Below are 16104 nucleotides of genomic sequence, written 5' to 3'. Positions count from 1 at the left end.
GACGCACTTCAACATTGGAGACCGCACTTCACGTGGCGGGGCGGCCGATGAGGGAGCGCGATGGACCGCGGGATTTGCGAGACTGATGGTATGGCGATGAAGAAGCGAATTACGGTTGGGTTGGTGGTGCTGGCGGGAGTGGTCGCGCTGGTCTGGGCACTGCGCCCACAGCCGGTGCCGGTCTCGATCACCGAGGTACACGTCGGCGCCTTCGAAGAGACGGTGCGCGAGGAAGGCCGGACACGTCTGCGCGAGACGTACACCGTGTCCGCACCCATTGCCGGCTATCTGCATCGGGTGCAACTGGAAGAAGGCGATGCTGTGGGCCTGGGCGATACGCTATTCCGCCTGGAGCCCTTGCCGACGCCAGCGCTGGATGCGCGTTCGCGCGAGCAGGCACGCGAGAATCTGGTCGCCGCGCGCTCGCGGCTGCAAAGTGCCGAAGCGAACCTCGAGAATCTGCGAGCCGAGGCGCGGTTTTCCGAGTCCGAGCATCGCCGCCACCAGGAGCTGTTCGAGCGCGGCGCGGTCTCGGTGACCGAGGTGGAGCGCATGGAGACCATGCGCGATCGGGCCCGCTCGGCCGTGCGCTCGGGCGAGGCCGCAGTGGAGGTCGCTCGCAGCGAAGTCGAGAGTGCCCGTCTGGTGCTGGACATCGCCAGCGGCCAGATGCCGGAGTCCGAGGTGGATACCTTGGCCGTGCGCTCGCCCGCCGACGGGGTCGTGCTCGAACGCTATCACTGTTGCGAGGGAACGATTGGCCCGGGCGAGCCCGTTCTGGTGGTGGGCGATCTGGACGACCTCGAGGTGCAGGTGGACCTGCTGTCGATGGACGCTGTGCGGGTCGTGCCCGGCATGCGTGTGCGCCTGACCGACTGGGGCCGTGACGCGCCACTGGAGGCCTCGGTGCGTCGGGTGCAGCCGTTCGGGTTCACCAAGATCTCCGCGCTGGGGGTAGACGAGCAGCGTGTGCCGGTGATTTTGGACCTGGATTCGGTAGAGGCACGCCTGGCTGGATTGGCCGTTGGTTACCGCGTGGAGGCCGAGTTCGTCCTGTGGGGGGGCGACGACGTGCTGCAGGTGCCGACCAGCGCGCTGTTTCGTGATCGCGGCGAATGGTCCGTGTTTGTAGTCGAGGAGGGTCGGGCGCAGCCGCGTCCGGTTGATGTCGGTCGCCGGGCCGGCTTTGCGACCCAGATCCTGGAAGGCCTGGAGGCGGGCGAGCGCGTGGTGACGCGCCCCGGCGATCGCGTGCAGGCCGGAACCCGCGTGACCGAGAACTAAGCCTCGATGCCCCAGGCCCCCGATGCTGCGCCGGCCGCGCAGGCGCTGGAGGATTTGCTAAGCCCCCTGGATGCCGCGCTGGCTGCCCACGGGGCGGCCGTGCTGGTGGCCGAACCGGGGGCCGGAAAGACCACACGCGTGCCGCTGCATCTGGCCGCGGGCCCGTCCGAGGGGCGGGTGATCTGTCTCCAGCCGCGGCGTATGGCGGCACGCATGGCGGCTACCTTCATGGCCGATCAGTGTGGCGAGATGGTCGGAGAGACGGTTGGCTACCGTGTGCGTGACGAGCAAAAGGTCTCGGGGCGCACGCGCGTGGAGCTGGTCACAGATGGCCTGTTCCTGCGTCGCATCCAGGCCGATCCGTTGCTGGAGGGTATCGGTGCAGTCGTGTTTGACGAATTCCACCTGCGCCGGCCCGAGGCCGAACTGGCGTTGGCCTTTGCCCTGCAGGTGCGCCGGTTGTTGCGTCCGGAACTGCGCATCGTGGTGATGTCTGCGACGCTTGATGATGAGGCGGTCGCGCGCCTGCTGGCGCTGCCGGAGGCTGATCCGGTTCCAGTGTTGCGGGCCCGGGGACGCCAGTTTCCGGTGGATGTGCGTTTCCTGCCGCCGGAGAGTGAGGCGCCGCTGTCGCACACCGTGGCTTCTGCGGTGCAGGATGCGCTGGTCGCGGAGCCAGGTTCGTTGCTGGTGTTTCTGCCCGGTGAGCGCGAGATCCGCGAGGCGACCGCGCGCCTGGGCGAGGTTGTCGATACCCCGTCTGGTCCTGCTCGGGTCACGCCATTGTTCGGGCGGCTATCTGCGGAGGAACAGAACCGGGCGGTGCGCCCGGCACCCGCGGGCGAACGCAAGGTCGTCCTGGCCACCGATATCGCCGAGACCAGTCTGACCATCGAGGGCGTGCGCGTGGTGATCGACGCGGGACTGTCGCGCGAGCCGCGTTTCGATGCGGCGACCGGGCTCTCGCGGCTGGTGACGGTGTCGGCCTCAAAGGCGTCCGCCGAACAACGTGCAGGTCGTGCTGGACGCACCGAGTCCGGTGTGGCCATCCGGCTGTGGGCGCGGGGTGAGGAGGTACAGCGCCCGGACTACGCCACACCCGGCCTGCAGCAGGTCGATCTGCTGCCATTGGCCCTCGAACTGGCTGGCTGGGGCGAGGCGGTAGCCGAACTCGACTGGCTGGAGCCACCCCCTGCGCATGGCCTGGCCGCCGCGCGGGGAATCCTCACGGAGTTGGGGGCGGTGGATACTGACGGGCGGATTACCGAACACGGGCACGCCCTGTTGCGCCTACCGACCCACCCGCGCCTCGCACATATGCTGCTGCGCGCCCGCGAGCGGGGGCTCGCGTATCTGGCTTGCGAACTGGCTGTGGTGGTCGAAGAGCCGGGTCTGGTCGGGCCAGGAGCGCCACTGGAATTGGGTGCCCGCCTCGAGGGGGCACGACGCAGCGGCGGGCGACCCTGGAAGATCGGGCTGCGGCGATTGGGGCAGGCGCTGGAGCGTCTGAACGGGGCTTTCGCGGAAACGGCCGCTCAGCTGGATGAGCCCGTCGCGCTGGGGGTGCTGGCGGCGCTGGCCTGGCCCGAGCGCATCGCGCGACATCGGGGCCACCAGGCCGGGCGCTTCGTGATGGGCAATGGCCGAGGCGCCTTGATGCCGGAGCGCGAGCGCCTGGCCCATGCTGATTACCTGGTTGCGGTGGACTGCGTAGATGCCGAGCGCGAGGCGCGCATCCGCTGCGCGGTGGCACTGGACCTGGTTGCGCTGGAGCGTGAGGCCCCGGAGCTGTTCCACCAGGAGACACGCTGCGACTGGGTGGAGGACGGCGCGCGGCTGGAGAATGCACGCATCCGGCGTATCGGTACGCTGGTGGTGGAGCGGCAGATGGTGGCGCTGGACGACCCGTCTGCCACCATCCCGCTCTGGTGCGAGCGGCTGCGCCGCGAGGGGCTGGGGCGGCTGGCCTGGGACGATGCGGCGACCCAGTTGCGCGCCCGGGTCCAGCTACTGCATACCGCGATGCCAGAGGCCGGGTTCCCGGATCTTTGTGATGCCACGCTGCTAAGTGGCCTGGAGGACTGGTTGGGGCCGTACCTGGCGGGGGTCACGCGGATGCGCGATCTGGAGCGACTGGACCTGACGGCGATCCTGCGCGGGCGGCTTGACTGGGCGCGCCAGCAGCAATTGGACCGCGAGGCGCCATCCCGGATCGAGGTGCCCTCCGGTTCCGCGCACCGGATTGACTACACCCAGGAACCTCCGGTGCTGGCAGTCAAGCTGCAGGAGCTGTTCGGGCTGGCCGAGACGCCCGCTGTGGCCGGTGGACGTGTACCCCTCGTGCTGCACCTGCTGTCGCCAGCGCGGCGTCCGGTGCAGGTGACGCAGGATCTGGAAAGTTTCTGGGAGAAGGGTTACCCGGAGGTGCGGCGTGAACTGAAGGGGCGTTATCCGAAACATCCGTGGCCGGAAGACCCCTGGAATGCGCCCGCGACGGGGCGTTCGAAGCGACGGGGATGACCCGACTCAAACAAGGCGCGGGGGCTTCACCTGCGAATAGCCCCCTACGGGGGCGACAGACGATGCGGCGCGTGGCGTTCTCGGGTAGTGTCGCGTTCAGTGCCGCCCGAGACCCCATGCGAGGACACAACCCCCGATGCTGAAGTTTCTGACCGTGATCCTGATCCTGCTGTTCGTCTGGTGGCGGGTGTCGCGCTGGATGGATGTGCGGCGACGCCGGGCACGCGGGGAGGATGTGTCCTACCAGGTGGACGTGAAGGGGTTTCGTCCGATTACGGTGCTCAGCATCATCTTCCTGATCCTTTATGGCGGCTACGTGATCTGGTTTGCCCTGACCGAATGGGCGGACCTGCTCTAACCGAGTGCCGGCGGATTGCCGACTATTCGATCCCGAGTTTCTTCAGGCGGTAGCGCAGCTGGCGAAAGCTGAGGCCCAGCAGGCGCGCGGCCGCGGTCCGATTGCCGCCGGTCTGTTGCAGGGCGGTGGCAATCGCCTGGCGTTCCTGGGCCGCGAGCTGTTCATCCAGCGCGGGGTCGGTGCCACTGGTCGCGGTCTCCGCGTCGGAGGTATCGTCCAGTGGAGCCTGGCTCGATGGGTGCGTTGCCGCAAAGCCATTGGCGGGTAGGTCGATGTTGTCAGCGTCGATCCGCGGGCCTTCGCATAGCGTGGCGGCCCGCTCCAGGATGTTCTCCAGTTCGCGCACGTTGCCGGGGAAGGAATGCCGTTGCAGAGCCTCCCGCGCCCCAGGTGCGAGTTCGAGTGCCTCCATTCCCCATTGCTCGCTGATGCGCTGGAGGATGTGGGTGGCCAAATGGCCAATATCGCTGTGGCGTTCGCGTAGCGGCGGTACCTTCAATTCGATGACGTTCAGGCGGTAGTACAGGTCCTGGCGGAAACGGCCTTCGCGCACCGCCTTTTCCAGGTCGTGGTGGGTCGCGCTCAGGATGCGCACGTCGACCGGGAGCTCGCGCGTGCCGCCGACTGGCTTGATGGCGCGTTCCTGGATGGCCCTCAGCAGCTTGACCTGCATCGGCAGTGGCAGATCGGCCACTTCGTCCAGAAACAGCGTCCCGCCATCCGCCGACTGGAAGAGACCGGTGTGATCCTGGTTGGCGCCGGTAAAGGCGCCCTTGCGGTGGCCGAAGAACTCGCTCTCCATTAACTCGCCCGGGATAGCACCGCAATTGACCGGTACAAATGGGCGCTCCGCGCGGGCGCCCAGACGGTGAATCTCGCGCGCGACCAGTTCCTTGCCGGACCCCGATTCGCCAGAGATGAATACTGGCGCCTGGCTGCGGGCCAATTTGTGAATCGTGGCGCGCAGCCCCTGCATGGGCTTGGACGCCCCCAGCAGGGGGCTGGTGTCGGTACCAGCGGGTACGCTCAGCGATTGGGCATCCTCGGTGGTCGGGGCCACGGGCTCCAGACGGAGGGCGGCGTCGATCAGCTCGCGGAGTTGCTTCAGGTCTACCGGCTTGCTGACAAAATCGAAGGCTCCCAGCTTCAGGGCTTGAACAGCCGTGTCTACACTGCCGTGGGCGGTGATGACCGCAACCGGCAGCTCGGGACATTGGTGCTGGATATGGCGGACCAGGTCCAGGCCATCCCCATCCGGCAAACGCATATCGGTCAGGCACAGGTCGAAGTCGCGTTCGGCCAGGAGTGCGCGCGCGGGTTGCAAACGATTGGCCGTCGTGGCCTCTAGCCCCATGCGGGCCAGGGTGATCTCGAGTAGTTCGCAGATGTCGGGCTCGTCGTCGACGACCAGCACGTGACGGATACTCATGCGCTTCCTTCCTTGTGCAGCGCTGGCATATCAGCTTCCAGGGGAGCAAACAGGACCCGGAAGCAGCCGCCGGTGGGTGTCCGGACGTACTCCAGCGATGCCCCGTTGTTTTCGCACAGCATGCGCGAGATGTACAGGCCGAGCCCGGTGCCCCCGGCACGCCCGGAGACAAACGGCTCGAACAGATCCTTTTCCTGCTCGGAGGAAATGCCTGGGCCGGCGTCGATCACATCCAGGCTGACCACCCGTGCAACCTGGCCGGCGCCGCCGCGCAGCACGATGGGCGGGGTGCCGGGTTGGTCATGGCCGCCGTGGATGCGGGCGTTGGTGCAAAGGTTCCACAGGGTCTGGTTGAGCTGGGAGGGGTCGAACTGGATCTCGGAGTCCACCGGTTCGACCCGCGCATGCAGTGTCTCCCGGGGTAGTTGCAGTGCACCGCAGAACTCTTCGGCGAAGCGGTCCAGGGCCTCCTGCAGGTTCAGGCGTTCGCGCTCTCCGGTATCCCGGCGCGACAGGCTGAGGACGTTGGAGATCAGCTCGTTCACCCGCTTGCTCTGGTTGTTGATGATGTCGAGCAGCCGCTGGTCATGGGGCTTCAGGTCCGGCGATTCGCCCAACAACTGGGCGCTGTGGCTGATGGCGCCCAGTGGGTTGCGGATCTCGTGGGCGATGCTGGCGGTGAGCCGGCCCAGCGCCTGTAGTTTGCTGGCCTGGGCCTGGCGCTGGAGCTCCGCGGCGTCTTCCAGGATCAGGAGGGTTCCCTGATCCCCTTGATCGCCGAGGGGAGCGAGGCGGATACGCAGGGCGGGCTGGTCGCGGTCCCCGGGCAAATGCTGACTGGTGTTCGGCATGCCATTGCGCTGCCAGTCACGCACCGTGCGGGCGACCGAGGGGGACAGGGACGACAGGTGTCGCCCCGGACGCGGCGGCAGCAGCCGGCGGGCGGCCTCGTTGATGGAGCGGATGTAGCCGTTCGGGTCGACGGCGACGACGCCAGCGCTCATGCGCGCGATGATCTGGGCGTTGAGCTCAGCCAGGTTGGCCAGGTCTGCCTCCTGGCGTTCTACCTGGGCGCGGGTCTCGCCTGCGCGGCGGGCGAAATGGCGGGCCAGCAGGCCGGCCGCGAACAGGGTGGCCCCGAGCAGGCCCGCCTGGGTGATCGCGGTGTCCGTCGGGTGAAGGAACAGGGCGGTAACTCCCTCGGCCAACAACAGCGCAAGGGTCGCGATCGCCGCCAGGGTCAGAGCGAAGCGCGCGCTGGAAAGCAGCACGGTGGCCACCAGGGCGGGGACGAGCAGCAGACCGATGCCGGAGCCGACTCCGCCGGAGACCATCAGTAGCACAATCAGGCCGATGCCATCACCGGCGCCGCCGATCAGGGCGATCCGGCTGAGGCTAGCTGTGTCCGGGTTCTGCGTGCAGCGCCAGGCGAACCCGGCCGCTACCACGGCGAAGGCGAGATAGGCCGTCGCAAAGACGACGTAGAGCGGGGGGGTGAGGACCTGCAGTCCCAGCGGCGTGTCGGGGAACAGGCCGAGCAGCAGCAGGACCGCTGCGACGAACACACGGTACAGCGCGAACAACCAGGCGGAGCGCCGGGTATCGGCATCCAGCGGCGCGTTTCCCTCGGCCTCGGCGCCCATGGGTTCCGGTCAGTCGTCTTCGGTTCGGGAGTCGGCGTCCGACCGGTTGCGGTCGACCTCGGCATGCTGGGGCGAACAGTAAAGACGGTCGCCGTCCCGGTAGGCTTCGGCCTCGGGCACGTGTACGCCGCAAAAGGCGCAGCGGATGACCGCGCCGCCTTCTTTCAGGCGTTCGGGCCGTTCACCCTGATGGACTTGCTTGCGTTGGCTGGTGGAACGCACGAGCGTTCGCACCGCGAGAAATACGGCAACAATGACGACGATCAGCAGGAGCAGGCGCATGTCGGGATTCTATGGAAACACGGCTTGATGTGCACGCGCGAGCGGGTGCCGTCCCTTGCGCGAGGGCATTGCAATAAGGACTGCCGCTGGTTGCAGTCCCTATTTCGGGGGGCGTTAGCCGGTGTTACGCATACCCGCGGCGATCGCGTTGATAGAACGCAGCATGGGTGAGATCCAGGGGTTTTCGGCGTCGTCTTCGGCCTCGGCGTCAAACTGACGCGATTCGCGCAACAGGTGGATCTGGATGCTGTTGAGCGGGTCCAGGTACGGGTTGCGGCGTTGCAGCGAGCGTGCCAGCAGCGGGGTCTCGTCCATCAGGGCGTCCAGCTGTGCGACCCGCAGGACCTCGGTCACGGTGCGGCTGTGTTCTTCGCGTACGCTGGTGTAGATGCGGTCGGCCAGGTTCGGGTCGCTGCACAGGCGGGCGTACTCCGCCGCGGTGCGCATGTCGGCCTTGGTCAGAGCCATCTGGCAGTTGGATAGCAGCGAACGGAAGAACGGCCACTCCTGGTACATACGCTGCAGCTGGGCCAGGCGTTCCGGGTCTTCGCCGCGCCAGCGCTCGAGCGCCGTGCCGATCCCGTACCAGGCGGGCAGCGTATGGCGTGCCTGAGCCCAGCCAAAGACCCAGGGGATCGCGCGGATCGAGCTCTTGGAGCGGTCGGTCTTGCGCCGGTGCGAAGGGCGCGAGCCGATGTTCAGGAAGCCGATCTCCTGTACCGGGGTGACCTCGTAGAAGTAGTCGAGCACGCCGTCGGTGCGGTCGATTAGTCCGCGGTAGGCATCCTCGCCGCTTTCCGCGAGCTGGTGCATGGTGGCGCGGTAGTCATCGCGGTCCTGGCGCGGTGGCCGGACCAGGCTGCGCGAGGCGAGCATCACGCCAGTCGCGCCCATACCCAACTCGTACACCGCGGTTTCCACGTTGGAGTACTTGTACGACAGCACCTCGCCCTGTTCGGTGAACTTGATGCGCCCCTGCACGGTGGCCGGGGGCTGGGCGAGGATGGATTCATGGGTCGGGCCGCCGCCGCGGCCGACGGTGCCGCCGCGGCCATGGAACAGCTGGCAGCGCACGCCGAAGCGGTCGGTGATGCCGACGATCTTCTTCTGCGCCTCATAGAGGTTCCAGCTGGAGGCGAGGATGCCGCCGTCCTTGCAGGAATCCGAGTAGCCGAGCATGACGTCCTGGATGTTGCCAGAGGCGGCCAGCAGGCGGGCGTACACCGGGTTGGACAGCAGACCCTCGAGCACGTCTTCCACGTGCAGCAGGTCCTCGATGGTCTCGAACAGGGGCGAGATGCGCAGGCAACAGAAGGGGTTGCCTTGCTCGTCGTTGCCCGCGAGTCCGGCCAGGCGCCCCAGCAGCAGGACCTCAAGCACATGCGAGGCCGCGTGTGTCATGGAGATTACGTAGGTCCCGATGCCGTCCGGCCCGACCTCGCGGCGCATGGCCTGGATCACCTCGAATACGCGCAGGGTCTCGCGGGTGCTCTCGCCGAGGGCTTCGCGGTCCAGCTCGGGGAGCGTATCGGCGGCGATCAGCTCGCTCAGGGCCTTCTGGCGACCGTTCTCGTCCAGTGCGGCGTAGTCGGTATCCGGTGCCAGCTGGCCCAGCAGTTCTGCGATCGCGTCGGAGTGGACAGTGGATTCCTGGCGCACGTCCAGGTGATGGAGGTGAAAGCCAAAGGTCTCAACCAGACGGATCAGGTCGGTTAGCGCGCCGCTGGCGATGTTGCGGTCGCCGTGGCTGATCAGCGAGTCGCGGATCAGCTTCAGGTCCTGCAGGAAGGCCTGGGCATCGGCGTAGGCGCTGTTGGTGGGGAGTACGGCGGCCTCGCCGTGGACTCGGCGCACCACGGTGTCCAGGGTCTCGCGCAGGCGGTAGCGCATGATGTAGAGCTTGCGCCGGTAGGGCTCGCTCTCGAAGCGATCCGAAGTGCCCTGAAACACCGCGTTGGCGATGTTGCCGTCGGATTCCAGGCTGTCGAGGAAGGCCTGCGACGGCTGGCACATGAAGGCCGAGTGCGTGAGCACGTTGCGCAGGTGATTCACCCGCTTGATGTACTCGCGCAACACCTGTTCCATGGCCAGACGACAGGCCAGTTCGGTGACCTCCGGGGTTACATTGGGATTGCCATCGCGGTCGCCGCCGATCCAGGAGCCGAAGTGCAGGAAGGCCGGGATACGCACCGGAAGGCTGCCGTCGGCGTTCACGCCGTAGATGCGGCGGATGGCCTTTTCCAGAAAGCGGTAGGACTGCGGGATGGCCTCGAACAGGCTTTCCTCGAAGTAGAACAGACCGTACTTGATCTCGTCCTGGACCTGGGGCTTCTTCACCCGCACCTCGTTGGTACGCCACAGGAGCTGGATCTGGGTCTCCAGTTCCTCGGTGATCAGGCGGCGTTCTTCTTCGCCCAGGCCCGGCTGGTTCAGCCGGTCGGCGGTCTCGAAGACCCGTCGCTGATTCTCCATCGTGGTCCGGCGTCGGGCCTCGGTGGGATGCGCGGTGAACACCGGCTGGTAGTGCATCTCGTTGAGCAGCCGTTCCAGCTCCTCGGCGGTGATGCCCTCGTCATGCAGTTCACGCAGGGTCTGGTCGAAGGAACCGGTCCACAGCGGTTCGCCGCTGGAGACCTGGGCGCGGCGCCAGCGGTAGAACAAATCTTCCTCGGCGATGTTCACCAGACTGAAGTAGATGCTGAAGGCGCGGATCACGCGCTCGGTCAGCGAGGCGTCGAAGTGCGTGATGTCGGCCATCAGCTGGCGGCGCAGCTCGGCATCTTCCTCCTTGCGCAGGCTGACGAAGCCGCGTCGCAGCTTCTCCACCGCGTCAAACACGGCCTGGCCTTCCAGCTTGTAGATCACGTTGCCCAGCAGTTCCCCGAACAGGCGCACGCGTGCGCGCAGTTCCTTGTCCTTGGGCAGGAATCGGTCGTGTTGATCGCTTCGAGTCATATCGGACCTGTACACACAGGACGACTTCCGCCGTGGCCTGTGCTTGCCGGTTGATTGCCGTGAGAGGGTCGGGACGTCGGGAAAAGGACGAGATTATAGCGCAGATGGCGCTTTCGCACGCCGGGTGCGGCGCGGGACCTGCTGGCGGTATAACGCCAGGTAGGCGTCGGCGCTGGCGGTCCAGCCAAAGTCCTGGTTCATTCCGTTGCGTATGAGTTGTTCCCAGCGACCATCAGCGCGCGCTGTGTAAAGCCCCAGCGCTCGTTCCAGTGCCTGCCCGAGGGCGCTGACGCTGTCTGGGGTGAAGCTGAAGCCGGTGGCGCTGCCATCGTCCAGGTACTCTGGGGTTGCATCCACTACGGTGTCGGCCAGGCCGCCAGTCGCGTGCACCACGGGCGGGGTGCCGTAGCGCAGGCTGTAGAGCTGGTTCAGGCCGCAGGGCTCGAAGCGTGACGGCATCAGGAACAGATCGGCGCCCGCCTCGATCTGGTGCGCCAGCGGCTCGTCGTAGCCAATGTGCACGCCCACGCGGCCGGGGTAGGCGCGCGCCAGGGCGCCGGTGGCATGTTCCAGGTCTTTCTGCCCCGAGCCGACCAGCGCCAACTGGATGTGCCCGGCCTCCAGCAGTGGCGTGCAGGCGGCGTGCAGCAGGTCGACGCCTTTCTGCTCCACCATGCGGCCGACATGCCCCAACAGTGGGATATCTGGATTCACATCCAGCCCCAGACGGGTCTGCAGCGCGGCCTTGTTCGCGGCCTTGCCGGCGAGGTCATCGGCGCTGTAGCGCACGGCGATGTGGCGGTCGCGGCTAGGGTCCCAGTCGCGGTAGTCGACCCCGTTCAGGATGCCGTGCAGGTCCGCGCTCCGGGCGCGCAGCACGCCATCCAGTCCCATGCCGGAGGCCGGTTTCTGGATCTCTTGGGCATAGGTGGGGGAGACGGTGGTGACCACATCGGCGAACACCAGACCCGCCTTCATGAAGGAGAGCTGGTCGTGAAATTCCAGTGCCTCCGGGTGCCAGAGATCGGCGGGCAGGTTGAGCTCGTTCAGGGTGCTCGCGGGGAACAGCCCCTGGTAGGCCAGGTTGTGGATGGTGAAGATGGTGTGTGGTCGCTCGACCCCGGTACGTTCAGGGTCCAGTAGCAGCGGGACCAGACCGGTCTGCCAGTCGTTCAGGTGCACCCGTTCCGGCGTCCAGTCCAGGCCGGCCTCGTCACGCGCCAGCGCCACGATGGCGCGGGCGAAGCCGGCAAAGCGCTGGGCGTTGTCCGGCCAGTCCATACCGTTGCTTGCGCTGTAGGGGTTGCCGGCGCGCTGGAAGTATTCCGGCCAGTCGATCAGGTAGACCGTCAGGCGGGTCCCGGGCAGCTGTCCCTCGATAATCTGCCACGGGGCGTCCTCCGGGCCTGGGCGCACCGAGGCGTTTGCCAGGTTGCGGCAGGCCTCGGGGTACGCGGGCACCACCAGACGCACATCCTGGCGCCGTCGGCGCAGGGCGGCGGGCAGGCTGGCACTGACATCGGCCAGGCCCCCGGTCTTGACCAGACCGTAGGCCTCGCTGCTGGCGAACAGGATGCGCATGCAACAATCCCCGAATATGGAACCGGCGGGACCGGTTGGGTTTCTATCGATTGTAACGCAGGGGCCGGGGCGGCACTCTGGGCACGGGACAAGGGAGACAGGATGACAGCGGGAGTGGATGTGTCGATGGATAGTGCCTTGCAGGTAGAGGCCCGCCGACTGGAACAGGAGACGCTGCGCGAGCTGTTTGCGCGCGATCCTGACCGTGTGCAGCGGGATGTTCAGGAGATTGCCGGGCTGCGTCTGGACTGGACGCGTCAGCGTCTGGATGCCGCGGCCTGGGAGGCGCTGTTCGAGCGCGCCGCGGCCAGCGAGGTACCGGAGGCCCTGCGGGCCCTGTTCGCGGGGGAACGGGTCAACACCACCGAAGGTCGGGCGGCCCTGCATACGGCCCTGCGTCTGCCGCGCGAGGCCCGCTGCGAGGTGGAAGGCGAGGATGTGGTGCCGCAGGTGCATGCGGAGCTCGATCGGGTGGCGGGCTTTGTACAGCGTATCCATGACGGCACGCACCGCGGGTACAGCGGTCAGCCGATCCGGCGGGTGGTGAATATTGGCATCGGGGGGTCCGATCTGGGCCCGCGCATGGTTTGTCGGGCGCTCGCGCCACACGCGCAGGCCACGGCCGAGGGTGCGCCATTGGCCGTGCAGTTTGTCTCCAACGTGGACGGCGCCGCCCTCTCTGCCGTGCTGCGCGAGGCCGACCCCGAGACGACCCTCTTTATCGTCGCCTCCAAGACCTTCGGCACCCTCGAAACCCTGACCAATGCCCGCGCCGCCCGCGCCTGGCTACTGCGGCATGCGCCGGACGAACAGGCCATCGCGCAGCATTTTGTAGCGGTGTCCACCGCACGCGATCGGGTGGTCGAGTTCGGCATCGACCCCGACAACATGTTCGGTTTCTGGGACTGGGTCGGTGGCCGCTATTCGGTGTGGTCCACCATCGGACTGTCGGTGGCCTTGCTGCTGGGGATGGACGGCTTTCGTGTCTTCCTCGGCGGCGCGCACGCCATGGACGAGCACGTGCGTCACGCCCCCGTGGCCACCAATGCCGCGGTACGCATGGCCCTCGTGGACCTGTGGAACCAGAATCTGCTGGGTGCCCAGTCGCGGGCCGTGCTGCCTTATGACGAACGCCTGTCGTTGCTGCCGCCGTACCTGCAGCAGGCGGAGATGGAGAGCTTGGGTAAACGCGTGGGGCTCGGTGGTGACGTGGTGCCCGATGACACCGGGGCGGTGGTCTGGGGCGCAGTGGGCACCGACGGCCAGCATGCCTTCTTCCAGCTGCTGCACCAGGGCACGCGTTTTATCCCTGCCGAGTTCATCGGGGTCGCCCGCCCGGCGCATGACCTGCCGGACCAGCACCCGTTGCTGATCGCGAACCTGATTGCGCAGACCGAGGCACTGGCCCTGGGCCGGACGGAGGCGGAGGTGCGTGCGGAGATGGCCGCCGCCGGTCAGCCGCCCGAGGTGATCGAGGCGCTGGCGCCGCATCGAACCTTCCCCGGCAACCGGCCCAGCACTTTGATCCTGCTGGAGCAGCTCGACCCGGCGACGCTGGGCGCACTGATTGCGCTGTTCGAGCACAAGATCTACGTGCTGGCGACGCTGTGGGGCATCAATGCCTTTGACCAGTGGGGCGTCGAGCTGGGCAAGCAGCTCGCCGGACAGGTCCTCGAAGACCTGCAACCGGGTACGCCACCCGCCGCCCACGATCCGGCAACCACTGCTGCCCTCGACTGGCTGCGCCCGCGGCTTCCGGCCCGCAGCTGATGTTCGCCGCAGCTGATGATTGATTGAGATAACCTCAGACGCTCAGGGCGTCGTCCGATTCCTCAATCGTGGGGACATCGGTGGGCAGGGTGATGGTCCGCGTTTCTCCGTCCAGCCAGTAGCGGATCGTGGCTTCTTCGCCTTCCGGCGTTGCCGACACCGCTTCCAGGAAGTCCATCGGGGTCTCCGGCGTCCGGTCGTTGACCTCCAGTATCAGCGCCCCTTGGGTGATCCCCGCCGTGGCGGCGCGGCCCACCGCGCGGCTGACCAGCACACCGGGCTCATCCGGAAGTTGCAGGGCCTCGCGCAAATCGTCGCGGGCCTCCACGACGGTGATGCCCAGAGCGGTTACGACCTCGTCATCGCCCGGTGGGGTGTAGTCGAACGGCACATCGGCCTCGAGGATCTCCGGGGCAACGTGGATCGACGCCCCACTGCGCACGGCCAGCGCCAATGCGTCACTGGGCCGGGTATCAATTCGCCGCGGTTCCTCTTCCCCGGCGACCCGAATCTCCAGCCATCCGAGGTAGGTCCCGTTTTCCAGGCCGTCCACGATTACTCGTTCTAGACGGGCATCCAGTTGCTCTATCAGGTCGATCATCAAGTCGTGCGTCTGTGGCCGGGACAACGGGACCTCATGCATGGCCAGCAGGATCGCACGGGCCTGATCCGTACCGATCACGATGGGCACAACCTCGCCGGAGGCGGGTTGGCGCAGCAGGGCAATCGCGGCGCCACTCCCGGCGTCGATCCCGACGGTGGCCAGCTCCACCGGCAGCAAGCGCTCCGGATCGGTTGCCATGTCGCGGGCCAGAACCTCGCTGCCGACGGCCAGCAAGAGGGTGAACAGTGCGGACAGAAACAGTCGGGGGCGAGGGGTCATGGAGTTGGCCTGAACCAAGGATGTCTCTCGATCATGGCAGCCGTATTCCGGAGCGTCCAGAATTGGGCCCTTCTTGCCCTGACGGATTCTTGCGATGGCCTCCGAAAAGCCCTATGCCCCAGCCGCGGAACAGAACCGCGCACCCATCCTCGCCGTGTTGCGGGAACAGTTTCTCGCCCATGGCCGGGTGCTCGAGATCGGTGCTGGCACCGGGCAGCATGCGGTGCACTTTGCCGCGGCGCTGCCGCACCTTGATTGGTGCCCCAGCGATGTCGCGGACAACCTGCCGGGCGTGGAGGCCTGGCGCCGCGATGCCGCGCTGCCCAACTTGCGCGCTCCGATACCGCTGGACGTGCGGCTGGATACCTGGCCGGAGGGGCCGTTCGAGTATGTGTACAGCGCGAATACCGTGCACATCATGCACTGGCCTGCAGTGGAGGTGATGTTTGCCGGTGTGGCGCGGATATTGGCGCCGGGCGGCCTATTTGCCCTGTACGGGCCCTTTGCCCACGATGGGGTGCATACCGCGGAATCCAACGCCCGCTTCGATCACGCCTTGCGAACGCAGGACCCCGGCATGGGCGTACGCGATCGTGCCGACCTGGACAGCCTCGCATCGGCCCACGGCCTTCAGCGCGAGGCCATCATCGATCTCCCGGTCAATAACCAGATCCTCCTCTGGCGCCACACCTGAAAACGCCCGGCCAGGGCCGTTACGGCCTCACGGCCGCCACTGACGCAACCTAAGAGAGGTTTACAGGAAGACGGGAAGTCTGGAAGAAATGCCTTGGTGGGTCGTGGTCCGCCCCAGCCCGCCAATGGGTCTACCTTCCAGCCTTCCCATCTTCCTGTTAGCGACTTTGCGGGCGCGTGGTGAACGCGGGGGTCAGCAGTCGCCGATGCGTTCGCCGCGCATTTCCATGCGGACGTTCACCGTGCCCATGGGCGTATCCATCTCGCTGGTCATTTCGCCCTCGGCGCGATCGCCCATGAAACGCATGCTGCCCTCCATCTGCATTTGCCCGCCCTGAGGGTCGGTGCAGACCATGGTGTAGTCCATGCGGTCGGCGCTCATGTCCATCTGGTCCATGGAGCAGCCCTCGGGGGGCTCGATGATGCTCTCGCCCTGGTCGATGTCTTCCTGAGTGACGCACTCGGTGGTGGTCTCGGTCTGGTCGGGCATGTTGCCCATGCCTTCCATAATCATGGTGTTCTGGTTCTCCCACAGGCCGGGCTGGATGTTCGGGGTCTCGGCCTGGGTGGCGAAGGGCAATGCAATGAGCGGCAGGGCCGCGAAAAGGGCGCGCATCATGATGGTCTCCTGATTGAAGCGTGTCGTGAGCCGTGCCTCAATGGTGCCTCGCGCGCCACGAAGGGGCAAACACTGGTCCTCGCGGCG

Annotated in this window: 11 protein-coding genes and 2 pseudogenes; 5 read left to right on the top strand and 8 right to left on the bottom strand. The window is 66.8% G+C overall.

Going from position 1 to position 16104, the window contains the following annotated elements; translation table 11 throughout:
- Positions 1-90: 90 nt before the first annotated feature.
- The 3 genes from F462_RS03355 (at position 91) to F462_RS03345 (ending at position 4162) form a co-directional block, all read left to right on the top strand.
- Complete coding sequence (locus F462_RS03355; protein WP_038054792.1) at positions 91-1284, top strand: efflux RND transporter periplasmic adaptor subunit; 1194 nt, start codon at positions 91-93, stop codon at positions 1282-1284.
- Between the two features lie 6 nt (positions 1285-1290).
- Positions 1291-3804 carry an ATP-dependent helicase HrpB gene (gene hrpB / locus F462_RS03350; protein ID WP_038051555.1) on the top strand — a complete coding sequence of 838 codons (2514 nt, stop codon included), beginning with the start codon at positions 1291-1293 and terminating at the stop codon, positions 3802-3804.
- A gap of 136 nt (positions 3805-3940) precedes the next feature.
- A complete protein-coding gene (locus F462_RS03345) occupies positions 3941-4162 on the top strand; it encodes a hypothetical protein (protein ID WP_018141916.1) in 222 nt (73 codons plus the stop codon).
- 22 nt (positions 4163-4184) lie between these two features.
- On the opposite strand, the pseudogene F462_RS14065 reads toward F462_RS03345, so the two are convergent.
- The 6 genes and pseudogenes from F462_RS14065 to glgA all read right to left on the bottom strand — a co-directional run.
- Positions 4185-4340 (bottom strand): annotated as a pseudogene (locus tag F462_RS14065) (helix-turn-helix domain-containing protein); the annotation flags it as partial.
- A 74-nt stretch (positions 4341-4414) separates the two neighbouring features.
- Positions 4415-5591 (bottom strand): annotated as a pseudogene (locus F462_RS03340) (sigma-54-dependent transcriptional regulator); the annotation flags it as partial.
- Positions 5588-7234 carry a sensor histidine kinase gene (locus tag F462_RS03335; RefSeq protein WP_018141914.1) on the bottom strand — a complete coding sequence of 549 codons (1647 nt, stop codon included), beginning with the start codon at positions 7232-7234 and terminating at the stop codon, positions 5588-5590. The pseudogene F462_RS03340 and the gene F462_RS03335, both read right to left, overlap by 4 nt.
- Positions 7235-7243: 9 nt before the next feature.
- Positions 7244-7516, bottom strand: coding sequence for a PP0621 family protein (locus F462_RS03330; protein ID WP_018141913.1), 273 nt, complete (start codon positions 7514-7516; stop codon positions 7244-7246).
- A 114-nt stretch (positions 7517-7630) separates the two neighbouring features.
- The gene (ppc, locus tag F462_RS03325; RefSeq protein WP_038051552.1) at positions 7631-10471 is read right to left on the bottom strand and encodes a phosphoenolpyruvate carboxylase; all 2841 of its coding nucleotides are present in this window, start codon (positions 10469-10471) and stop codon (positions 7631-7633) included.
- Positions 10472-10564: 93 nt separating this feature from the next.
- Positions 10565-12052, bottom strand: coding sequence for a glycogen synthase GlgA (gene glgA / locus F462_RS03320; protein ID WP_038051550.1), 1488 nt, complete (start codon positions 12050-12052; stop codon positions 10565-10567).
- Between the two features lie 126 nt (positions 12053-12178).
- On the opposite strand from glgA, the gene pgi reads away from it, so the two are divergent.
- Complete coding sequence (gene pgi / locus F462_RS03315; protein WP_038051548.1) at positions 12179-13822, top strand: glucose-6-phosphate isomerase; 1644 nt, start codon at positions 12179-12181, stop codon at positions 13820-13822.
- 34 nt (positions 13823-13856) lie between these two features.
- Here pgi and F462_RS03310 read toward each other — a convergent pair whose 3' ends face one another.
- A complete protein-coding gene (locus tag F462_RS03310; RefSeq protein ID WP_018141909.1) occupies positions 13857-14705 on the bottom strand; it encodes a bifunctional nuclease domain-containing protein in 849 nt (282 codons plus the stop codon).
- Between the two features lie 94 nt (positions 14706-14799).
- Here F462_RS03310 and F462_RS03305 point away from each other — a divergent pair, with 94 nt between their 5' ends.
- Positions 14800-15399 carry a DUF938 domain-containing protein gene (locus tag F462_RS03305; RefSeq protein ID WP_038051546.1) on the top strand — a complete coding sequence of 200 codons (600 nt, stop codon included), beginning with the start codon at positions 14800-14802 and terminating at the stop codon, positions 15397-15399.
- 192 nt (positions 15400-15591) lie between these two features.
- Here F462_RS03305 and F462_RS03300 read toward each other — a convergent pair whose 3' ends face one another.
- Positions 15592-16017 carry a DUF3617 domain-containing protein gene (locus F462_RS03300; protein ID WP_038051543.1) on the bottom strand — a complete coding sequence of 142 codons (426 nt, stop codon included), beginning with the start codon at positions 16015-16017 and terminating at the stop codon, positions 15592-15594.
- Between the last annotated feature and the right edge of the window lie 87 nt (positions 16018-16104).

The sequence above is a fragment of the Thioalkalivibrio sp. ALJ1 genome, from assembly GCF_000745395.1.
Classification (GTDB): Bacteria; Pseudomonadota; Gammaproteobacteria; order Ectothiorhodospirales; family Ectothiorhodospiraceae; genus Thioalkalivibrio.
The sequence above is the reverse complement of the archived record's forward strand: the minus strand, read 5'-3'. Positions and strand labels throughout refer to the sequence as shown.